The organism is Halorhabdus rudnickae, assembly GCF_900880625.1.
Lineage (GTDB): Archaea > Halobacteriota > Halobacteria > Halobacteriales > Haloarculaceae > Halorhabdus > Halorhabdus rudnickae.
This window is the reverse complement of sequence record NZ_CAAHFB010000005.1, coordinates 26,057-47,001: the sequence shown is the minus strand read 5'-3', so window position 1 is coordinate 47,001 and position 20,945 is coordinate 26,057. Positions and strand designations below refer to the sequence as shown.

Sequence of the window (20,945 nt, the reverse complement as noted above, 5' to 3'; positions counted from 1 at the left end):
CACATCGAGTATGTAGTCCTCGCCCTCTTATCTAATGCAGTTCCCGGCTGTCTCGGAGTGGATACCTAGCGATGACAAATAGTAAAGTGGGTTGGTTGACTTCACCATGCTATGAAGAGGAAGCCAGAGGGCAATGACGGACTGCCGTCTCTTTCCCGTACGTTCTCTCCCGAGGAAGTCAACATGGATTTGACCATGTGCGGCCTCTTCCCTGATCGAACGGAAGAGATTGCTGAGTTGTACCGTGTACATGGGAACTGGAACGATGTCAAAGACATCTGGTTCGAGGAACGACGTTCGAACCGCAGCACGAGAGGGAGTTCCCAGAAAATATATCGTATTCTCTCATCACGACTCAAAAATACACCAGCTCGCCTTCCCAACCCGAGTGACCTCCCAGCTGTGCTGAATACATGTTCGTCTTCACAAGACAAAGCGCAAGTTCTCTACCCCTATCTCGTCGCCGACGACACGCTCGTTAGATATGTCGTTCATGAATACGTCCGACGGCTCTCCGGGGAGTATTCCGAACCACTTGACTTCTCTGATGAGACGCTTAGAACTATCCTGAACCAGTTTGAATACGCTGACGGGACATCGTTTGACTACGCCGACTCGACAACGGAGCGATGGTGCGAAGGATTCCGGTCGGTAATGCGTGAAATCGGCGTCTTGAAGAATCAGCAAACGATCGTCGGCGATCCGCCATCGCTCGGAGAGACGCCACTTCTCGTCGCAATGGGCTATTCGTACGGGGAAGGCGAAGATGAGTGGTTTGAATCACCAATCGGTCTTCAGTACCTCTTCCAGCCGAGTGCTCGTTGGGAAGAACTCTACAACAGGGCAGCGGATACGAAGTCCTGGGAATTCGTTGAACTCCATGGAAATCTGCAACTACGGCCGAATGAGGAGCCGTACTCATCGATTACTAGAGAGGGAGGTGAATGATGGTAGACACAACATGGTTTGAAGATTTACCAGAGGACTTCGAGGAATCGGTACGTATCGACCGCAAGAACCAGTCTGCAGACGAAATGCAGCACAGGAAACAGGCCATCGAGTCATATCACGTCACGGCTGACTCCCAACGCTTCCTTGAGGACTTCGTCAACCGACTTCTCGGCGAAGCCGAAGATATGCGGTCGGGATCGAACTACTGGCTGTATGGTTATTACGGGAGCGGAAAGAGCCATCTGTTAACAGTTTTGGACGGGCTGATGGATACCCACTGGCTCCAAGGCCGCTCCGACGAGGTTTGGAAAAACCTCGTTCCGGATGGGTCAACGAGCGAAGACCTCGATTCGCTCCGTACCCAGTGGAAAGCCGTTCATTCCAAGTATCACGTCATCCCTGTCTCCGTCAACCTACTGAAGTATCAGGGCCAGAAGCAACGCAGCTTTAGTGAGATCGTTCTTCGGCATGCCCATCAGAATCCGGCTCTCACGGGCGTCGAAGACAATATCTCAACTGGCTTGTCCTCCCAGCTTGATGTCGCATACTTCGAAGATTGGTATCAAACGACCGAATCCTGGCCGGAACGACAGGATAGAGCAGCATCAGTCGTCGAAGGAGTGACGCCAGACCAATCACAGTACGAGTGGAGAACTGATGAGCTCTGGACCGACATCCAGCAGTACAGTGCGCTGTCCGATGTGGTGCTCCCGGAGTTGTTCGAGGGCGTAACGGGTACACGTGACGGCTACACCGACCTCCAACCCTCGGATATTGACCCAGAAGAGGTTGTCAGTCGGTTGGAATCATTGCGTCAGGAACGTGAATCGGAGCTTGAGGAGCCAGTCAGGCTCGTTCTCCTGCTCGACGAGGTGAGCCTCTTCATCGGAACCGACTTCGAGCGGCTCACAGAGCTGCAGACGCTCGCGGAAAACGTCGACGACATCGGAGACGGCGACATTCAGCTCGTTGCGACGGCGCAGGCAAAAATCGAAGACGTCCAACCCAAATTCGCGGCCCACGGGGCCGATTTCAGTATCGTCAAAGATCGGTTCCCTCATCGGTATCAGCTCCCAAGCAAGCATGTCGGGGAGATCGCCAAACGTCGGCTCTTCCAGAAGTCTGACGCGGGCGAAGATGAGGTTCGGCGCATCTTGGCTGACGCCGACGTGAAACCGGCTGAGTCGCTCGTGTACAACGAAATCAAACAGAACACGAAGCCGGCACTCGATGTGGTTGATGCTGAGGATCTCGTAGAGTTCTATCCCTTCTTGCCGTATCACGCCCCGCTGTTCCTGGAAATCCTGTTCAACCTCCGCCGAGAGGCAAACGACCCGGCGAAGTCCATCTTCTCGGGGACTGCCCGTGCCATTCTCGCGCTTATGCACGGGTTGCTGGACGACTGGATCGACGAGGGCAAGGAAGACCATATCGTCTCGCTGGTCGATTTCTTCGAGTTGATTGAGCCTGAACTACGTGAGATTTTACCGCAGGATATGCGGGTTGTCGAGGGCGCTGAAGAGACGACCGGCATCGCTGACGAGGTAGGTGACGACGAAAGTGAGCTTCAAGAGTTCGACCTCGATGTAGCGAAGGCGGTCCTCCTACTCCAGCACGTCCACGAAATCGTTCCCCTGAACGAGGGGAATATTGCGGTCGCCGTCATGGACGACCTGAACGGCCAATCGTGGATTAGCACGACCAATCGGGTCGAGGATTCACTGGATCGACTGCAGAAGTTCATTCGACCGACACAAGACGAAAGTGGGGCTCGCTATCGGTTCGCGACACAGGAAGAACGCCTCATCTACGACGAGACCGGGGAGAATGAAGCCGACCCCGACTGGGACGACGTCATCGACACTTTGGACGAACATCTCTGGAATCGCATCACTCAGGACCTATCGCTACCAGAGTCAGTCCCCTACGGAGAGTCCAGTGACGAGTACCCCGTTTCGTATCACTTCGGACTCGACGGGACAACCTTCGAGAGCAGTATTGAAGCTGAAGGTGGGCTGGACATCGACATCGATGTGCAGGGCGTCCGCCCAGACAAAGAACCAGAGCAAACTGACGAGGACACGCTCTATTGGGAGATCGACACGGATGGCCTCCAAGATCTTCGCAAACGAATGATTGAGTGGTGGGCGCTTCGCGACGCAATTGCTACGCGTGACGCCCCACCAGCCGTCGAGCGTGACCTCGAACAGCGTGCCAACACCGTTCGAAGTAAGCTGACGAGCGCAATGATGAGTGGCTCCTATACCGTGAAAGATCGGACGGACATCGGTGGTCTCTCGAAGGCGATCCAAGCCACTGTCGACGTCGCCTATCCCGACGACTTCCACCCGATGATGCTCCAGGTCGACGAAAGTCGGCTGCGAGAATTACGCGAACTCGACAGCGATGCACCGCTCCCGCCGTGGGCACGGACGATTCAAGTCCCCTCGTCGAACCAGAATGGTGCGCAGGGCCAACAAACCATTCAGCGAAACGTTATGTCTCTCACTGGTCGGCAGCTGAAAGACCGCGACGACGGACTCAATATGAACACCGTTCTGGACGGGATCGTCGAGGAGAAGCCATTCTACGACGAGGCCCGGCCTGCACTCTGTGCGATCATTTGGGGATTCTGCCGCGAGGGGAGACTAGTGCCAATCGACGAGGACGGAAACACGCTGGAAGACGAATCCGTCTTGGACCTCGACAGCCTTTCGACGACGAGACTGAAACTCCTTCCACGGACTAACTTGGGCAAGCTACTGGAGGAAGGCGGATTCAAGGAGACGACTGAAACAGTTGCGGATGGTCTCATTCACCTCCAAGAAACTAACCAGCAGATTCGCTCGAAGCTGACCGGACTTCGTGAAGACGTCACGCTAGTGGTCGACACTGACGTGCGAACCAACGAAGTCGCTGGCTTACTCAATGCGTTTGCTGATGAGCTGGCGGAACGAAGCAATGCTACCGAAAACCGGATTTCAGCCGTCAAGTCACAAGATGGCGGTATCGAGGATGTCATCGACGAGACCAACGAGGCCCAAGAGTGGGTCGAAGAGGTAACCGACGTCTGGAACCGGCGTCTTTCGACACTACAACAGCTCGACGCGGTACTGACGGTTCGAAACCGTCAGTTCGACTGGGTTGACGAGGACGCTCAAGCTTCTATCGAGTCCCGCTCATCTGCGGTCTCATCGTTCGATGGTGAGTGGTGGACGACCGATGGGTGGAGTACACTCTCCGGAGAATTCGTTCCCGACCTCGCACCCGAACTTGAGAGGTCGTGGAACGCGTTCGTTGACGAACGAGGCCTGCGTGAACTAGTCCGTCGTATTGAGGAGCATCCATGGATTCTTTCAGCTACTGATCTCCCCGCAGGCGTCCACGTCGCCTTCGAAGGCGAATACATCACTCCGATGCGCCACCTCCAGCAGTGGTACGAAACCATCGAGAGCGCGATCACGGTGTTGTCTACCGATGCTGATTCAGACGCCATCGTCGAGATTACTGACGACGTGGCGCAGTTAGAGCCGCTCGCTGAAACTATCGAGTACAATCCGAGTGAGCTGGATGGCCGGCTCGATGAACTGTCGTCTATCGTTGGGGATCGAACGCCGGACGATGTCGATCAAATCGGCATCGTTCCTGACGATCGGCAGAAACTGAATCGCCGGCTGGAGCGTCTCGTGGAACAGCAAGATCTTGAGATCGAGGAGACTGACGAAGGGGTGATCATTCGATGAGCCAGACGAGTTCGTCGCCGTATCGTGAATTCAAGGAGAAACTACGGACGTTCGCTCAGGGGCAACACGGGATTCGTAATCCGTTCGTTATCGCTGCTGTCGACCCAGCAGTCGAGCATCGGGTCGCAGATAGGCTCGCGACCTGGTCCGATGGACGAACGAAAGCCCCAGAAATCCCAGACAACGTAACCGTCCAGCCGATCTGGCTTGACGAACTCCTTCCACGGACCGATGTGTACAAACTCCTCGTCGACCTGGGTGAACCCCTGGCTGAACTCGAGGGAGATACGTCGCCAGATGAGCGTATCGAAGAGACGATGCAGGACCGGCTTGCTGTAGAACTCGTTCAGCAAATTGTCGACCACGAGCTCAGCGAAGCCCAGCTGGAGACCCAGAGCCATGTGGTTCTCTTGCTCAATCTCGGCAGTCTGTATCCGTTCACCCGTGCATCGGAACTGCTGGACGAGCTTGACCGTCGGAACGTAAAGTCCACCATCGGAATCCCGTTCCCGGGGGACATCGTCGGCGGGAAGCTGAGCTTCTTCGGCGGTGAATCACGCCATTACTACCCCGCTCACCAGATTGACGGCCAGATCCGGGGGGTGCATCTCCAATGAGTATCGACGATCTCTTCCACAGCGATCCGACGCGACAGCTCGAAGAAGTACAGAAAGTCAACGCTCGCGAACGAGCCGAGACTGACGTGAGAGAGTTCTATGAAACTGACAGTGCCGAGCAGGTCCTCGAAACGCTCGGCGAAGGTATCCAGACCCATCCCGGTGAGGCCGCGCGGTTCCTCTACATCCACGCGACGTTCGGTTCCGGGAAGACCCACCTCCTGAAGCTGGTCGGCCTCCTCGCTGACGACGAATCCGAGTTCGCCTACCTGGGTGATCGACTGGCCGAACAGTGGCCGGGGTTCGACGAACTCCAGCAGTCAATCACAGACTCTCACGTGGACCGCCTCAAGCCAGTTTTCCTCAACCTGCTTGACCGCGATGCGTCGAAAGAGCCGCCGCTGCCGTTCCTCATCTTCGAGGCGATTGGTCGGGATCTCGGATATCCGACCGACCCGAACTGGCTGCTCGAGTGGGCCTGGACGCTGGATATGGAGTACGATGGGGTCTGGGAGCCCCTTCAAACGTTCGAGCATGACGGGAAGACATTCGACGACGTTCTCGCCGAACGGGCGTCCCTCCGCAGCTGGCTCTACGAAGCGTTGCCGGCGATGGAAGAAACGTCCGGAACGGAGCTCAACAGTCGTTCGGGCGTGAAAGCCTCCATCGAGGCCGCAGAAGCGGATGTCGATCCAGAAGAATTCGATCCCGAGGACCTCGTCTCACGGGTCGAGACTGCAACGGAGGCTCTCAACGACGGCAGCAAACGGACCGAACTGCTGCTCGGCTTAGACGAGGTGGCACTCTTCGTCGGCGACAGTCGCCATCGCTATCGTGAGTTCGAGGAGACGATGGAGGCACTGCAGCGTGGGCCCAACACGGTCGTGGTCACCACCGGACAGTACTCCCTCCCGGATACTCGGGAGAGTCTCATCGGCGAGCCGCCCGAAGATCACTGGACGTATCAACAGGTACGGCTTGAAGGAGCGGACACCGAGATCATCGTTCGGAAGCGATGGCTCCAGAAGTCGGACCCCGAGGGACGCAAACGTGTCGAGTCGCTGGTGGCGTCGATGCCCGATCTCTCACTCGAGACGTACTCGTCGGTGACGAGCGCGGATCCGGACCCAGTCGAGGCCTATCCGTTCCGCGAGTACGATCTGTCGCTCCTGCGGGCGGTGATGCAGGAACTCATCACGCAGGGTCGCTCGACCGATCGCGACTACATTCAGGGTCGAGCACTGCTCGTCCTCGTTCGGTCGCTGTTCACGAAGTTCGGGTGGGCGTCGAAGGAGGAGGGCTCGCTCGTCACGTGGGACGTCCTGTTCGACCTGTTGGTCGAAGAGACCACGTACCTCCCGCTCTGGGTCCAGGAGATGATCGACAACACGCTCGTTCCGACGTTCGACGGTGAGGAGGATGCGTGGGAAGTCCGCCTCGCGAAAGGACTCTACCTTCTGAACCAGACGCCCGCTGTCCCCTCGACGCCAGCAAACCTCGGTCGGTTGATGGTCGACGACGTCACAGCGTCTGTTGACGATGTCGTCGAGCGAACCGAATCGGGACTGGAGACGCTCGTCGACAAGCAGAAGGCCCTCACCGAGACGAACGACCAGGGCGACGAGGTGTACACGCTCGTCTCCGAGGAACAGGAGAGCATCCTCAGTCGTGCCCAGGACAAGGCCGCAAAGATCTCGCCGCATCAGCTGTCGGCGTGGGTGGAAACGCGGCTACGGGAGAACGATGCGTTCTTCAGGAGTGACGGCAGCCGCCACGAGGTCGATGTTGGCGACGAGCGCCTCGTCCCACTACGGTACGAGTACTCCATCCTCGAACCGGTCGACCGAGCGCCGTCACCCGAGTACGACGCGCTTCGCGTTCGTGTGCTGGCCGATGATCACGATACCGTATCGGAGCAGATCGAGACGTGGCAGGACGTGAACAACGGTCGCGACGGTGGGGAGCACATCCTGATTACCGTCGACGTTCCGGAGACGATGCTGGAGCGGATTCGGAACGTCATCGGTATGGGACAGGTGTTGGACGAGGAGACCGAATCCCACGAGGAACTCGAACGCGAACACCGTGCCGACAAACGCCGCCTCGAATCATCGGTGACGGAGATACTCGAAGATGCGTCGGTGTACACGGTAAACCAACACCGTGGGGCACGCTCGAGCGTGCTTGACACCGTCGTCGAAGACCAGGTCAACGCTGTCTTCGGATCGTCTCGAAAGACGCTCTCGCGGCCGCTCGTCGAAGTCGACGACGCGAAGGCGATGGCAACGTTCTTCCGCGGTAGCGGTGAGTGGCCGCTCTCAAGCGCGGACGCAGCGATGCTCGGCGTCGACACAGCCAGCGGGGAAGTCGCAGATACGGGCTGGTGTCGCGAGTTCATCGAGACGTACGAGGCACAGAAATCCGTCGACGTCGAGACACTCCTCCAGCAGACTCAGACTGCCAACGGCGACTACCGCGGGACGCCACAGGAGTCGATCGCGGCGCTACTCATCACACTTGCGACTTCGAATGAGTCAGTCGCACTCAAACAGGATACCGAGTACGTGTCTGATCCCGCCGCCATCGGTCGACAAGTGCGGACCAAAGGGGGACTGACGTCACTCCAAATCCGCTTCAATGCAAATATTCTCCCGCCAAATAAGGTAAAAGACCTCGTTTCGACGGTGCTCGGTGAGCAGCCGTCGGGTGACGGACCAGACGAATGGTTGGGCGAGCTCGGCCAGTGGGTCAACGAGAACAGTGCGACTGTCAAGCGGACGCTGAAAGGCGCCAGCCGTGAGTTCGATGTGCCGCTCAGCGCCTTCGAGGCAACGGTCGATCCAGCCCTCGACGAGGACGAGCTTTCCACGTCCGACCTCGAAAGTGAGGATGATCTCGAAACGGTACTCGAGGAGGCGAAGATCTTCGCGAACGCTCGTGAACTCTTCGGCGTCAGCGAAGACGGGACGACACTCTGGGAACGCTTCAGCGACGAGCTCGACACGATGACCTCGCTCTATCCGAACGCGTCGATCACTGCCAGTATGCGAGCAACAGCGGAAGGCGAGACTGTCCCCAGCGTTTCGACGGTCGAGTCACGGCTTGAGGACGCGAAGGGACATCGCGTCGACGAAACCTCCGCACAGTTCCGTCGAATCACAGGTGAGACCGTCGCTGACTCTGACCCGGAAGCCATCTGTGACGATTTGAGCGCGTGGCTCCGATCGAACGAGGACGACGTTCGAGGAATCGTCGATGGTGCTACTGATGAGTTCGACGACATCGTACTTGGCGACCTAGAGGACGTCTTCGAAGCTGTGTGGGCCGGTGAGGATCTGTCGGAAGGTGATGTCGTCGACTCCGCTGTCGTCCAACAGGCCGAGACGTACGAGCAGGTTCGCGACCTCTTCGACGACTCTGACGGTTCGGCTCTTTGGTCGCAGCTACGGGCAGCAGGCGAAGAGCTGCGTGAGGAACACCCAGAGTCACCAACGACCGAGTCCGTCGAGACTATACTCGCCGCTTCACGGCCGCCCTCAGAGCGACGAGTGCGCCAGCTCATCGAGCATGCAAAGGACCCTAGGCCGCCAGGTGCGGACGACGATGCGTGGGCCGAACTTCAGATGGTCGCCGAAGAGTTGCGCCAAGAGCTTCCGAACGCCGACGTGACCGATGAAGTTACGTCAGCTGTTGATGCCGAAAGTCGGCCGAGTGAAGAGCACGTGAGTGAACTGCTCTCGGAATCGAAGGCTGTGTTGGAGCGGATGCAGGGTGTGAAGGGTCGTCTTGACGATTTGGAGGAAGGGAATATCGTACTACTTGAGAAATGAACTGAAGAATACTACCCTTCCTACTTCTTTCCGAGGGAGTGGGGTTTAATTTACACAAACTGAATAATATCTGTCAGCGATGGGGCTTCAACTTCACCATGTTGGAAATTGAGAAAAAGCATCTCCCTGAGAGCTGGACTGAGGATGAGATGAGGACCTACTACTGGAGAGTAAGTCGCCTCGCTGGAATCGTATTTGCTGTCGGAATATTCCATTCAGGAATCACGATTCTCCCGTCGATCGTACCGGGAATCTCCCCCATGAATACAGGCAACCAGCTACGGTTGACCGGAATCTGGTCCTCGATCATACTCACATTCGCCCTCTTTACGGTCTACAGGGATATGGCCGAAACTCAGGAAAATCAAGTTGCCGAGCTTCGACAAGAGCGAGAGTTACAGGATGAGCTCGGGGATATACAAGATCAACAGACAGAATTAATGGAGAAACAACAAGAACTGATGGAGAAGAGCCACCAGCCTCTGCTCGAGGTTGTCGGGGCCGAAACATACGATGCTTTTGTTGCTTATAAGCTGAGGAATATCGGTAGAGGTCCAGCTACCGACCTGAAGTTGCGGGTGCACATCAAGGTCCCCGAAGAGAACGTTTCCTTTGCCACAGGCCCGGACAGCCTCACACATATTGAGGGACTGGGTGACATTGAGCCCACTGAATCGATGGCCGAATTCTCTGATACAGAAATGTCTGAAATATCGAGCCTGACCGATGGGCAGACGGGGGTTATGTCGGCAGAAGTGTACACCTACGGTCCGAACCGGACACTGGAACTCCCTCCTGACTCCAGGGCCAGAGGGATTGACGGACTCGTGAGAGACCACGTGCAGAGCGACATAGAAATTATCTACCAGGAAGAGGTGGTTTTCGACCACTTGCTCACAACAATCGGCAAAGGGAGACTCTACCTTCACCCCCGAACCTTCCAGGCCGATGGAGAGACCCCTATCTCCAACCTGCTTGCCCGGGAAGAATCCTCGAAGATGAACATGCGCAGGGCGGCGATGGTCGGGTTCGAGACTCCTGGACTCCGGTTCGATGACTGATTAGCCTCTGTCGCACACGGGACATTACAATTCTATTGGTGATACATTCGATTGGTCGAGGAAAGGACTTTGTAATGCGTACGAATAGTCAGCCAGCATGACGAACCCGCTCTTCTCGACGTATACGCAGGGGGAGAACCGCGTGACGTCGACCTTACTCGCGGTGCTCGAACACGTCAACAGCCGTCTGGGCGAAGACATCCTTGAGGCACTCGTCGACGAATCTGACCTCTCACTCGTGGCATTTGACAACCAGGTGACAGGCGTGGAATCCGTCCCGGACGCGGCTATTCGGGGGTCGACAGCCCTCTGGTTCGAAACCAAGACGAGCCGAAACGCCGTCCGACAAAGCCAGCTCGAAGACCATCTTGAGGCCTTGGATCAAAATCCGTCAGACCTCCAGCGCTTGATTGTGCTCACACCCGACGAGCGTGTCCCCAGCGAAGTCCAGGCGATCGACGATGATCGCCTCGTATGGGCGAGTTTCGATACGCTGGTCGGTACCCTCGAATCGGTGCTCGAACGCGACGTGGGGAGTGCTGAGGCGAGTATGTATGTTCCGACCGAGCGCGAGGCATTCCTGTTGCGGGAACTGATGCGGTTCATCTACGACGAGCAGCTCGTGAGTGGGAAGGAAGACCGTGTCCTCGTCGTAGGTGCACGACGGGCGTGGGACGAATACCACACCTACGACCACTACTTCTGTCAGCCCAACCGCTCGTTCAAACCGGTGTCCCACCTTGCGTTCTACAAGGACGGCGAGATCAAGGCCGAAGTCCCGCGGGTAACCGGAAGCATCGAGAGCATCACCCTGGACGAGGAAACGGTTGAGGACCATCCGGATCTCTCCAACCACCAGGAGCAGTCGTTGCTCGAGTCAGTGGAGAAAATGAGTGAGAACGAGTCAGAGCGGTATGGGGACACGCAGAAGGTCCTGTTTCTCGAACCTGTTCTCGAACTGGATAGAGCAATCCAGAACGATAAGACAGCCAGCGACTCGAACCGAACTGTCGCGTTCGTACAGGGTCACCGGTACGTGTCATTATCGACGCTCCGAGAGAACCCACGTCACACGACTGAACTGGAGGAGTGAGCGCGCCTAAGCGAGAGCTCAAAGGTCTTCGTTGGAGTACGTGTTCCCCTCACTAGCGTAGACGACGTACCCCTCCAGTTCGTGTCTGAAGGAATGCCATCGATCTCATCGAGAGACTCGTGGGTAGCCAGCTTTTCGAGAGCGTCTCCCGGTGGACTGTTGTAGTCAAAACGAACGAGGACGTACCCCTGATTGGGATACATCGCTTCCCATTCGCGTCTGTCGGCAGACAATCCCGATGACTCGTCCTCAGGCATGGCTCAGCATTCGTCAGAAAGCTCTATGATTGTTTTCCCGAAAGGAAACTCGGCACTGACGGTCTCGAATCACAGGAGTTTATCGACCTGATCCTGGAGATGGAGAAAGGCTTCTTCGTCTTCTTCAGCAGTACGTCCGCCCGTGACGACTACTTTTCCGCTGGAGAAGACCAACAAGACACAACGAGTAGAGTCAGGTCGATAAATCAAACCGGGGAATTGCTCAGGTTCGTATTCTGTATCTTCTAACCCTAATGCGATCATCAATGCATTGAGTTCAATATCCTTCTGTAGATTCCCAACCGAGACCACGTTCTTGACCTCGAGCGAGGGGTCGCTGAAGTCCAGTCCCGTCTCTGTGAGATAGGACAAGTACCGATCGTTGACCTGGTGCATTTTGTCGAAGTCATCACCACCTCGGAGAATGTATTTCCCAGACGTATACAGAATTACGAGCTTGCCATCCTCTTCGAATCAAAAAAAAAAACGCAGCGTTGTTCTCGGGATCGTAACGAGCAACGGGCAACTCTGAGTTACTGGCAAGTTGCTCAATGTCTACTTCAACCCCTAAATCGCCTACTGCCGCAATGTTCACAACTTCAACCGCCAGTTCACCCATCGCTCGAATACACCGGTCCAGTAAAGATTACTCTGGTGGATCGGATTGCGTTTAGTTAGGTGAAGAGGAGGTCAGAGTCGTTAAAATACCTTTTCAAAGTCCTGCGACCATCTACTAATGAAGAGCACTTGCCATGGTTCGTGAACTTCAAAGTAATTCTTACCCTTGTGGAATCCCCGGGTTAGTATGAACTACGAGGATAATGGGCGTTAAACTCGCACGGTTGGATGAGGAGGTAACACCAGCCGAGTTAGAGGAATATTCTCTTGAAGTATCCAATATCTCGGCCTCCTTCGAACTTGACGGAGAGTATGATTTAGAACGACTTTCCGAGGACCTAGTAAATAGTGAATACGAACCAGATCACCACCGAAGCCTTATCTACAGATCACCCAACGTCGGTAGTTTCACAGTTCTCCTTCCACCCAGAGGAAGAGTCAGTATAGCTGGAGCAAAGAGCGAACATGAGATTAAAAGAGGTGTTCAAGAATTCGTTTCTGAGTTAGATTCTTTAGGACTTAACGACGATTATAGAGATATTCGAATCGAGAACGTCGTCGCCACTGGAGATGTTGGACAAACCGTCGATCTAAATGCGGCAGTCATTGCTCTGGGACTGGAGTCTACAGAGTACGAGCCAGAGCAATTCCCGGGCGCAACATACCGTACAGAAGAGGGTGTCGTCCTGATATTCTCGTCGGGGAAAGTAGTAATCACCTCAGTTCTTACGTATCGTGAGGTTCGTTCCGCGTTTCTGGGAGTCCAGGAGAAGCTATCTCAGATATAGCGAGCTCCAGCGAGTAGGTGTACCGTCATTTATTAGCCAACATTGAAGACCCTGCTGTTACTCGAAGAGACTACACAGATACCCTATGTCAGGCGATTCTATCTCCCAGCGAAAGGCCCAATTGGACAAGGAAGAGCGCGAACACCTCGAAGACGTCGTCACCGAGATGCGCGAGCGCGTCGAGGACAACGTCGATTTCCAGCTCACGCAGAAAGGTCTCGACGAGAAACCGGACGAGCCTGAAGCACTGGACGAGGACATCCAGGAACTTGTCGAGGCCATTCAACTCGAAGCGGTCGATGGCCACACCTGGGACGAGGCGTTCGCGGAGTACGTCACAGGCGTCGGCTACACGATCGTCAATCGACTCGCCGCCCTCCGGACGATGGAAGTCCGGGACTTCATCGACGAGGAGGTCACCGTCTTCAAGGAGAACGGCCTGACACCTGCCGCCGAGACGCTCGTCCACGAGGAATTTCTGCTGGAGGACGAGGCGATTCTGACGGCTTACCAGAACAAGTGCGAGGAACTGGGAAAGGACATCGAGATCCTGTTCGATACCGACACGCCGTACAGTCTCGTCGATCCGGACGTCGATACCTACGAAGACCTCGCTGGAATGCTCGATGAGATCCCCGACGAAGTCTGGCGGGCGGACGACGTGCTCGGGTGGGTCTACGAATACTACAACCGGCCTGTCGTCGAGGCCCTCGATGCCAAGAACACGCTCGAGCCGGGAGACGTCGGCCCGGCGAACCAGTTCTATACGCCCCACTGGGTCGTCCGGATGCTCACCGACAACTCCCTGGGGAAGCTCTATCTCGAAGCCACGGGCAAGGAAGACACCGTTCCGGAACCCGAGGCGCTCTCTATCGACGAGCGCAAGGAACGAGCCACGACGCCCGACGCCGCCCCGGACGTCCCCAGCATCGCCACGTACCTCATCCCAGACGACGAGGACCAGGCGGCCCCGGAGTTCGACGATCCGTCCGAGCTCCGGGTCATCGACCCGGCCTGTGGCAGCGGGCACTTCCTGCTGTATGCCTTTGACATCTTCGAGCGCATCTGGTGGACCGAACGGCCCGACGTTCCCCGTGAGGAAGTCCCGGCGAAGATCCTCGAGCACAACCTCTACGGCGTCGATATCGACCTCCGGGCAGCACAGCTCGCGGCGTTCAATCTCTATCTGAAGGCCCGCGGGCGTGCCGAAGCCGAGGGTTCTGATGCGTTCCAGATGCCGAACGTCGGGATCGTCACCGCGGATAACCGCGTCGCAGAGATCGAGGAAGCCGAGGCAGTGCTCAACGAGATCACCGGCGAGGGGACCGACCTCTGGGACGCCTTAGAGGACATCATCGAGACGTTCCAGACGACCGAGGCCCTGGGGAGTCTGCTCGACGTGCAGGGAACGCTCGAGGAGGCCTTCGACGCGAGTAAGACCCAGTCCGAACTCACCGACTACCACGATCGCGCTCACCAGTCGCTGCACTCCTTTTTGAAAGCGCTGCAACGGGCCGTCGAAGAGCAGACGTCGGACTCGTTTGGCGAGCAGAACCTCCGGAGTTTCCTGCACCTGCTGGTGGTGTTGACACAGGAATATGACGTTGCGTTGATGAATCCGCCGTACGGGTCTCGGGGAAGGATGCCAAAGCCGGTGCGTGAGTACTCAGAAGACCACTACGACTACACTCAAGAGTACTACATCAACTTCTTCGAGGCGTGTGATCGTCTTGTCTCTACGGACGGCCGGATCGGTATGCTCGTGCCTTGGTCGTTCCTGTTCAATCAAACGTTCGAATCGTTCCGCTCCGACTTTGTGGGTGAGCGCGGTTCATTCGACTTCCTTTCTGAGTTCGGATACGGGGTTTTGGATAATGCGACGGTCGGAACCGTTGGTACAGTCGTCCGAACCGGAAAACGGAGAAGTACGACTGGAACATTCATCCGACTTCATGACCGTAATAAAGAAGAGAAAGAGGCAACTTACCTGAATACTGCCTTCGGAGAGATAGGGGATTCTGTTAACAGGTACTTCGAAGTTGAGCTAAACGAGTTCGATCAGGTCCCAGGAACCCCAATCTGCTACTCGTTGCCGCCTGAGGTCCGAAGCCTCCACGACACAGACCTGAAAATCGATCCGGACGTTCCGGGCATCCCTGGAGAAGGAATCGGCGACGTGAAGCAGGGACTTGCGACAGCCGACAATGATCGGTTCCTTCGAAAACAGTGGGAGGCTAAAAACGACGCTTTCAAACCATTCACGAATGCGGGGGGTGATGTTTGGACGTTGCCTGAGGTTGACGAGGTCATCAACTGGACTAATGGTGGCGCCGAAGTCGATCGAGCTCCGAACTCTGTCCTCCGTAATATGGAATACCAGACTCAGGAGGGATTAACCTGGGCGTACATAAAGCGAACCGGTCGTCGATTCGGATATTACCCCCCTGGAGGACTGTTTGGCCATGCGAGCAATATGCTATTCACAGGTGATATCGACCCGTGGCTCCTCCTCGGAGCAGTGAACTCCGATGTTTTCCACGGGTTGATGCTCTGTTTAACGCCAGAAAGGAAGTGGGAGTCTGGCTACATCGGTATGCTCCCCTGGTTTCCCGATCTGGAAGGTAACGACAAACTCCGCGACAATACAAGGGAACAATACGACCTTTTCGTCAAACAGAACGTGCACAACATGGGAAGTCCCTACTACGTCGGCCCGGAACTCCTCCCCGAGAGTGCCATTTCCGGATTTTTCTACACACACCCACACACCGAGGAAATTTCGTTTGAAGCCTCGGAGTTATTCAACACGGGCGATGCGGACCAGACTCTCACAGAAGTTGCTCAAGAAGCAGAGAAAATTCGTCGCCATCGACAGAATCGAATCCAAACCCTCGCAGAGGAGATTACGAATATTGTCGGTAACGCACTCGGTCTAAGTTCATCGAGCCTTGAGAAAGTCAGAGAAGAGATCTTCCTAAGGACCGTCGAGAAGCCAGAAGATAGGGAAGTTTCAGATCCGGATTCGGTTAGCGGTACCCCGGACGACTTCCCGGAGATGGTGAAAGATCTTCTCCTCCATCTCACACTTAAAACCGTCCACAAGTCCGACGACGGCGTTGTCCCAATCTCCAATGTCGAAGACCAAGCCAACCTCCTCACCCACATCGAGAGCGAGTTCGAACGCATCTGGGGCGAGCACGCCGACGCCCGCCTCGCGGAAGTCGATCAAGTCCTTGGAAATCAGACCGCAGACGAAGAGGCGTATCCGAATCTTCGACAGTGGCTCGAAGACGATCTCTTCGAGTACCACGTCTCAAAGTTCGACCGGACGCCGATCCTCTGGCGGTTCACCACCGAGCGACTCGTCTCCGATCCTGAGGGGGAGGGCTTCGCTTGCCTGGTGGACTACCACCAACTCGATGCGAACGTCTTCGACCGCCTCCAGAACCGGTATCTGGAACCGCGGAAGGCCCTGCTCCGGGAACGCCGGAGTGCGGCCAACCGCCGCCGGAGCGACGACTCCCTGTCGCCCTCCGAACAGTCCGAAGCCGCCGCAGAGTACGCCCGCTGTGAAAGCGGGCTGGAGCAGATCGCCGTCTTCGAAGATCGACTGGCCGACCTCGCCCAACCCGACCCCCGCGAGTGGCCCGCGGCGAATCAGGACCGCGCCGCGGAGGCCGCCGAGTTGGTGGCCGACTTCAGGGAACAGACGACCGAGCGACTCGAGACACTGGATCAACTCGCTGCTCTCGAGGACGTGGACATGGAGGATCTGTTCAGCCCCTCGTTCTACGAGACGGTCGAGGAGAACCGCGAGGAGTGGATCGACGCCCTTGAGGATCTCGAAACCGCCTTCGAGGCCTACGCGAATGATGGCTCCGAGCCAGTCGAGGCCCACCTGTACGACCTCTTCGAGTACTACGAGGATCTGGTCGGCTCGAGTCACTACGCCAGCAACGGCATCCTGTTCATGACCTACTACTTCGACAACTTCGAGGAGGTGGACCAGACGAATCTCGGAGATGGGGGTGCATCCCGTCGTCAGACGTTCAAATCCGAATTGGCGAGCGGGATCGAGGACTACCAGGATCTTGCAGATGAAATCAAGGGCGTCTGTGATTCGATGGCGAGCGATATCTCATCCGAATGGAGTGACCGAGCGCTGTCGGAGATCACGACCGCGGGCTACCAGCCCAACCACAAACACGGCGTCGAGATCAATATCACGCCGCTGGCCGACGCCGAGATCGTTCCGAAAACTGTCGATGATCAGGTCCTGTAGCCGGCCCAAAAATCCGATTTAGCCCTCAGATCTGTTATACACCAAACTTATGCCCATCCCAGTGTGAACTAGCATAGAGAGTAATGTCCACACCAGAATCCTCTACGGATCGTTCTATCGATCTCGATGAGGATGATTGGGCGGAACTGAAGGAGATAATCCTGGAGTTCCTCTCCAAGTACGACGCGCTCTATGAAAAGCGAGTGCAGAAGCTGATCTTCTACGGCGAAATCAAGACTGCCGTCAAAACCGGACAGCGGCTGACGGATGCGACGTTCATGCCGTACGATTATGGCCCCTATTCCAGAACGGTGACCGACGCCCTCGAGGAGTTGTCTGAGGAGGGCCGAATCTCGATTCGGGACAACGGGCAGTACGCGACTGCGCTCGAAGGTGGAGACCTATCTCCGAAAAAGAAGTACCTGATCGAACGCTTCCACGAGGAAACGAAGCGAATGAGTACCGACGAGTTAGTCGAACGTGCGAAGGACACCTGGCTCTGGAAGAACTTCGAATACGCAGAGGAGATGGATTTTGCGACGTATATCGACGAGGTGATCATGTCGCCGGAACTCCGTCACCGTTTGGAAGACCCCGATCGGGACCCTGTTGAGGACCCGGATCCCGAACGACTCCTTTCGTAATCGGATGTGCGAGATTCCAACGGACACTCCGTGGGAGATTAACTGGGATAGAGACTTCGAAGCGACCGTCGAAGAACTCAAACAGAGCGGCTCGTTCGACGCATACCGGAAGCAGATCATCCGGATCATGCGCAATCCAGTTCGCGAAGGATCGTACAAGTCTGAAAACCTGAAAGGACTCAAAACAGCCCACGTCCCAGGGAACCGCCAAGACATAATCTGCTTTGAGATAACCCCCGGCATCAACGACGAGTCACAGCAAAGCGATATCGAGGAGCTGTATTTTCATTTCATTACCCACTGGGACAACTACGATTCAGCACTGACACGTCGGAGTCCCGCAGATCAGGAGAACGAGTTCGAGATTCGAATCCCGTATTACGGCGGCCCCTTCGATGTTGAAAAGGTAATTCACACCGTCCACGAAGCTGCAAAAGAGTACGACAGCATCTGTGTTGCCGAACAGGAGTGGAAAGACGAATACGTACTGATGACTGGTGAGGCCGATCCGGACGACAGAGACGTATTTGATGACATACTCCCGGACGCTGCAACTATCGAATACGACGATAGCACGCTGTTTTGACCCTCGGATCGTGTCCAAAGGCGCAGACCAGCTCTCCCAGAATAGTACGACAGAGCTGCCAGTGGTCCCCTCCTGCAGGACTATTCATTCGACTGCAGAGATGACCCGCCCGATATGCGGGAGACTCTGTTGGCCTCGTTTTTGAGACACATTAAAGGCAATTGTGTGGGTGTGTTTGTATACGAACCCACCAGCCATGGTATGTGCCATTCAAGCGAAACAGTTCTCTCTTTCGACTGAGACGCGATTTGTTTATCAGCTCGTAACGGGCCTGAAGACGGAATATTCTGCGCACAACTGGGACGGATAACAATGCCAGCAACGAAAACTCTTCACCAGGCGGCCCGCGACACCATCGAGAACGCTATCGAGGAGGCTCCCGACGACGATCCGGTCATCATCTGGTGGGACGACGGCGGTGACCTCCGAGAAATCGTTGAACCCATCAGCCGTGACCTCGGCTGTGACTTCCACGCGGCAGAACACACGCCGCTCGAACTCCGTGCCGACGCTCCACGCGAGACGACCGTCTGGTACGTCCCGCAAGCCCGGACCGACGACGTCGATTGGTTCCGCGACGTCGAGAACACCGGCGGTGTCGTTGAGGCGCACATCGGCAAACTCGCGGCCCGCTGTTTCGGGAACGATCGCTTGCAGGCGGGCACGGTTCGGACGGCCTACGGAGACGCTGAAGGCGTCGAACGCGAGCAAGTCGCTGACATCCTTTTCGAAGCCCTCAACGGCGACGGCGGGTTGCCGGACCTCCAGAGCCTCCAGACCCAGATCGTGTTGGATGGTCACGACGATCCCGTGGCGTTCGTCCTGGAACACGGTGTCGAGAACCTCTCCGAGGAAACCGACAAACTGGCCGAGATCCGGGACCTCCTCGTGGACGAAGGCGTCGCAGCCGTCGAGGGCGTCACCGACGAGCAGACGCTCGTCGAGCGCACACGGCGGTGGGCCGTTGCCGAGTGGCTCGTCGACGAAGGGCTTGAGAAGTCACTCCTCGATTCAGCATACCAGCCCAAACAGAGTTCCAGCCTCGGAATTTCCAGACCGAAACTCCAGGCTGTACTGAGCAAGACTGAACGTCCAGCAGAGCTGGCCCTGACGTATCTCGATCCGAACGCTCGCTTTTGGCACGACATCCTGCGCACGTATGACGATCCGTGGGAAATCGCCGACTGTCCGGTCGATGCTTCACTGGAACACGAACTGTGGGACGACTGGACTGGCTCGTTCGGTGCCGGCGACTACGAGACGTGTGCAACTCGTGCCTCCCGCCGTCAGCAACGGCTTGAACAGACCTACGGTGACGTTCCGTGGACGCACGTCTGGGAACAGGCAGTCGAGGTCGCCAAACTCGCACAGGAACTCGAGACGTGGGAAGAACGCGGCGATACGACCGACGTTGTCGACCTCTACGGCGACATCGACGACGGCACCTGGCAGATCGATAATGCCGTCTTCAACCTCATCATCTCGGGTGAGCCGGAGCATGACCTCCCTGAAGAGCATCCTGCGACTGCTACCCTGAACGACCTGCGCACGTCGCTGACTGAGTCGCGATACCTCGATTACCTCAGCGACCTTGGGGATCTCGTCGCCGACCAGATCGAGGCGGGGTCACCGTTCGTCGGTGAAAACCACGTGCATCAGTTTTTCGACCAGGAACAAGATCACCTCCAGAGTGGCCAGAGCGTGGCCTTGTTCGTCGTCGATGCGCTCCGCTTCGATCTCGCGCACGAACTGGCTGAATCCGTCCGTAATCAACTATCCAGCCTCGAGGTCGACGAGACCACCTGGGTCGGTACGCTCCCCTCGGACACCGAGTTCGGTAAAGCAGCACTCACACCCGGCAGTAAGTTCAGTTTCAACATCGAACTCGAGGATGGGGAGCTGAGTCCCGAACGAAACGGTCGGGAGATCACGAACTACCAGCGCGAGAAGATGCTGAAGGACGATGGATGGAGTTACATCATGCAGAGCGAGGACGATGCCTTGGGGTGGAGCAATCCACGTGTCGCGTTCTATTGGAACGATCTCGACAAGGCTGGTGAGGAGGAATTGACCGATTTCGAGGGCGTGTTCAGCGATCGGATCGATGCAATTGCCGGGATCATCTGTGAGAAACTCGGAAACGAGAGCTTCGATCGGGCATACATCCTCGCCGATCACGGCTTCGTTTCTCTCCCGCAGAGCGTCGATATCGATGACATCTATCCGCCGGACGAGGCTGAGGAAGTGACGCGTCGGTGGGTTGCCGGCAGCACCCTCGACGAAGATGCACCTGGTGTCCTCCTCGATGAAAAAGCTCACCTCGGCTATCTCGATGACGACACGAAAATAAGCGCACTCGCGGATCCGATTCAGCGGTTCCGCAATCAGGGACTACCCGATGCCCGGTTCCTCCACGGTGGGGCCCTCCCACAAGAATTCGTGCTCAACTTCGTAACGATCACGCAGGAGTGACTC

At 56.5% G+C, this 20,945-nt stretch carries 14 protein-coding genes; 11 read left to right on the top strand and 3 right to left on the bottom strand.

What is annotated here, in order from left to right; all coding sequences use genetic code 11:
* Nucleotides 1-183: 183 nt before the first annotated feature.
* From BN2694_RS13565 to BN2694_RS13540, 6 genes are all read left to right on the top strand, one after another.
* Nucleotides 184-948, top strand: coding sequence for a BrxA family protein (locus BN2694_RS13565; RefSeq protein ID WP_210408998.1), 765 nt, complete (start codon nucleotides 184-186; stop codon nucleotides 946-948).
* A complete protein-coding gene (locus BN2694_RS13560; RefSeq protein WP_135666504.1) occupies nucleotides 948-4,694 on the top strand; it encodes a hypothetical protein in 3,747 nt (1,248 codons plus the stop codon). The genes BN2694_RS13565 and BN2694_RS13560 overlap by 1 nt, the downstream gene beginning before the upstream one ends.
* Complete coding sequence (locus BN2694_RS13555; RefSeq protein WP_135666501.1) at nucleotides 4,691-5,311, top strand: BREX protein BrxB domain-containing protein; 621 nt, start codon at nucleotides 4,691-4,693, stop codon at nucleotides 5,309-5,311. Before BN2694_RS13560 ends, BN2694_RS13555 begins: the two co-directional genes overlap by 4 nt.
* Nucleotides 5,308-9,141 (top strand): hypothetical protein, encoded by a 3,834-nt coding sequence (locus BN2694_RS13550; protein ID WP_135666499.1) that lies wholly within the window; start codon nucleotides 5,308-5,310, stop codon nucleotides 9,139-9,141. Before BN2694_RS13555 ends, BN2694_RS13550 begins: the two co-directional genes overlap by 4 nt.
* Nucleotides 9,142-9,239: 98 nt before the next feature.
* Nucleotides 9,240-10,202: a hypothetical protein gene (locus BN2694_RS13545; protein WP_135666497.1), complete on the top strand. Its 963-nt coding sequence runs from the start codon at nucleotides 9,240-9,242 to the stop codon at nucleotides 10,200-10,202.
* Between the two features lie 97 nt (nucleotides 10,203-10,299).
* On the top strand, nucleotides 10,300-11,295 hold the full coding sequence (locus tag BN2694_RS13540; protein ID WP_135666495.1) for a hypothetical protein: 996 nt from the start codon (nucleotides 10,300-10,302) through the stop codon (nucleotides 11,293-11,295).
* On the opposite strand, the gene BN2694_RS13535 is transcribed toward BN2694_RS13540, so the two are convergent.
* The 3 genes from BN2694_RS13535 to BN2694_RS18165 all read right to left on the bottom strand — a co-directional run bounded on the left by BN2694_RS13535 (nucleotide 11,271) and on the right by BN2694_RS18165 (nucleotide 12,171).
* Nucleotides 11,271-11,552 carry a hypothetical protein gene (locus BN2694_RS13535; protein WP_135666493.1) on the bottom strand — a complete coding sequence of 94 codons (282 nt, stop codon included), beginning with the start codon at nucleotides 11,550-11,552 and terminating at the stop codon, nucleotides 11,271-11,273. The two genes, BN2694_RS13540 and BN2694_RS13535, sit on opposite strands and share 25 nt — an antisense overlap.
* A gap of 69 nt (nucleotides 11,553-11,621) precedes the next feature.
* Nucleotides 11,622-11,948 (bottom strand): TATA-box-binding protein, encoded by a 327-nt coding sequence (locus tag BN2694_RS17450; RefSeq protein WP_210408983.1) that lies wholly within the window; start codon nucleotides 11,946-11,948, stop codon nucleotides 11,622-11,624.
* Between the two features lie 13 nt (nucleotides 11,949-11,961).
* Nucleotides 11,962-12,171: a hypothetical protein gene (locus BN2694_RS18165; protein ID WP_210408982.1), complete on the bottom strand. Its 210-nt coding sequence runs from the start codon at nucleotides 12,169-12,171 to the stop codon at nucleotides 11,962-11,964.
* Nucleotides 12,172-12,373: 202 nt separating this feature from the next.
* On the opposite strand from BN2694_RS18165, the gene BN2694_RS13525 reads away from it, so the two are divergent.
* From BN2694_RS13525 to pglZ, 5 genes are all read left to right on the top strand, one after another.
* Nucleotides 12,374-12,958 (top strand): TATA-box-binding protein, encoded by a 585-nt coding sequence (locus BN2694_RS13525; RefSeq protein ID WP_135666491.1) that lies wholly within the window; start codon nucleotides 12,374-12,376, stop codon nucleotides 12,956-12,958.
* 85 nt (nucleotides 12,959-13,043) lie between these two features.
* Nucleotides 13,044-17,240: a BREX-5 system adenine-specific DNA-methyltransferase PglX gene (gene pglX / locus BN2694_RS13520; protein WP_135666489.1), complete on the top strand. Its 4,197-nt coding sequence runs from the start codon at nucleotides 13,044-13,046 to the stop codon at nucleotides 17,238-17,240.
* 83 nt (nucleotides 17,241-17,323) lie between these two features.
* Nucleotides 17,324-17,884, top strand: a complete 561-nt coding sequence (locus BN2694_RS13515) for a Panacea domain-containing protein (RefSeq protein WP_135666487.1) — start codon at nucleotides 17,324-17,326, stop codon at nucleotides 17,882-17,884.
* Nucleotides 17,885-17,888: 4 nt separating this feature from the next.
* Complete coding sequence (locus tag BN2694_RS13510; RefSeq protein ID WP_135666485.1) at nucleotides 17,889-18,470, top strand: hypothetical protein; 582 nt, start codon at nucleotides 17,889-17,891, stop codon at nucleotides 18,468-18,470.
* Nucleotides 18,471-18,782: 312 nt separating this feature from the next.
* The gene (gene pglZ, locus BN2694_RS13505; protein ID WP_135666483.1) at nucleotides 18,783-20,942 is read left to right on the top strand and encodes a BREX-5 system phosphatase PglZ; all 2,160 of its coding nucleotides are present in this window, start codon (nucleotides 18,783-18,785) and stop codon (nucleotides 20,940-20,942) included.
* Nucleotides 20,943-20,945: the final 3 nt, after the last annotated feature.

What these genes read in the sequence shown, in the direction of transcription:
- BN2694_RS17450 (WP_210408983.1), bottom strand. Translation starts at nt 11,948, where the DNA reads ATGCACCAGGTCAACGATCGGTACTTGTCCTATCTCACAGAGACGGGA.
- BN2694_RS13565 (WP_210408998.1), top strand. Translation starts at nt 184, where the DNA reads ATGGATTTGACCATGTGCGGCCTCTTCCCTGATCGAACGGAAGAGATT.
- BN2694_RS18165 (WP_210408982.1), bottom strand. Translation starts at nt 12,171, where the DNA reads ATGGGTGAACTGGCGGTTGAAGTTGTGAACATTGCGGCAGTAGGCGAT.
- BN2694_RS13525 (WP_135666491.1), top strand. Translation starts at nt 12,374, where the DNA reads ATGGGCGTTAAACTCGCACGGTTGGATGAGGAGGTAACACCAGCCGAG.
- BN2694_RS13535 (WP_135666493.1), bottom strand. Translation starts at nt 11,552, where the DNA reads ATGCCTGAGGACGAGTCATCGGGATTGTCTGCCGACAGACGCGAATGG.
- pglX (WP_135666489.1), top strand. Translation starts at nt 13,044, where the DNA reads ATGTCAGGCGATTCTATCTCCCAGCGAAAGGCCCAATTGGACAAGGAA.
- BN2694_RS13540 (WP_135666495.1), top strand. Translation starts at nt 10,300, where the DNA reads ATGACGAACCCGCTCTTCTCGACGTATACGCAGGGGGAGAACCGCGTG.
- BN2694_RS13545 (WP_135666497.1), top strand. Translation starts at nt 9,240, where the DNA reads ATGTTGGAAATTGAGAAAAAGCATCTCCCTGAGAGCTGGACTGAGGAT.
- BN2694_RS13515 (WP_135666487.1), top strand. Translation starts at nt 17,324, where the DNA reads ATGTCCACACCAGAATCCTCTACGGATCGTTCTATCGATCTCGATGAG.
- pglZ (WP_135666483.1), top strand. Translation starts at nt 18,783, where the DNA reads ATGCCAGCAACGAAAACTCTTCACCAGGCGGCCCGCGACACCATCGAG.
- BN2694_RS13550 (WP_135666499.1), top strand. Translation starts at nt 5,308, where the DNA reads ATGAGTATCGACGATCTCTTCCACAGCGATCCGACGCGACAGCTCGAA.
- BN2694_RS13560 (WP_135666504.1), top strand. Translation starts at nt 948, where the DNA reads ATGGTAGACACAACATGGTTTGAAGATTTACCAGAGGACTTCGAGGAA.
- BN2694_RS13555 (WP_135666501.1), top strand. Translation starts at nt 4,691, where the DNA reads ATGAGCCAGACGAGTTCGTCGCCGTATCGTGAATTCAAGGAGAAACTA.
- BN2694_RS13510 (WP_135666485.1), top strand. Translation starts at nt 17,889, where the DNA reads ATGTGCGAGATTCCAACGGACACTCCGTGGGAGATTAACTGGGATAGA.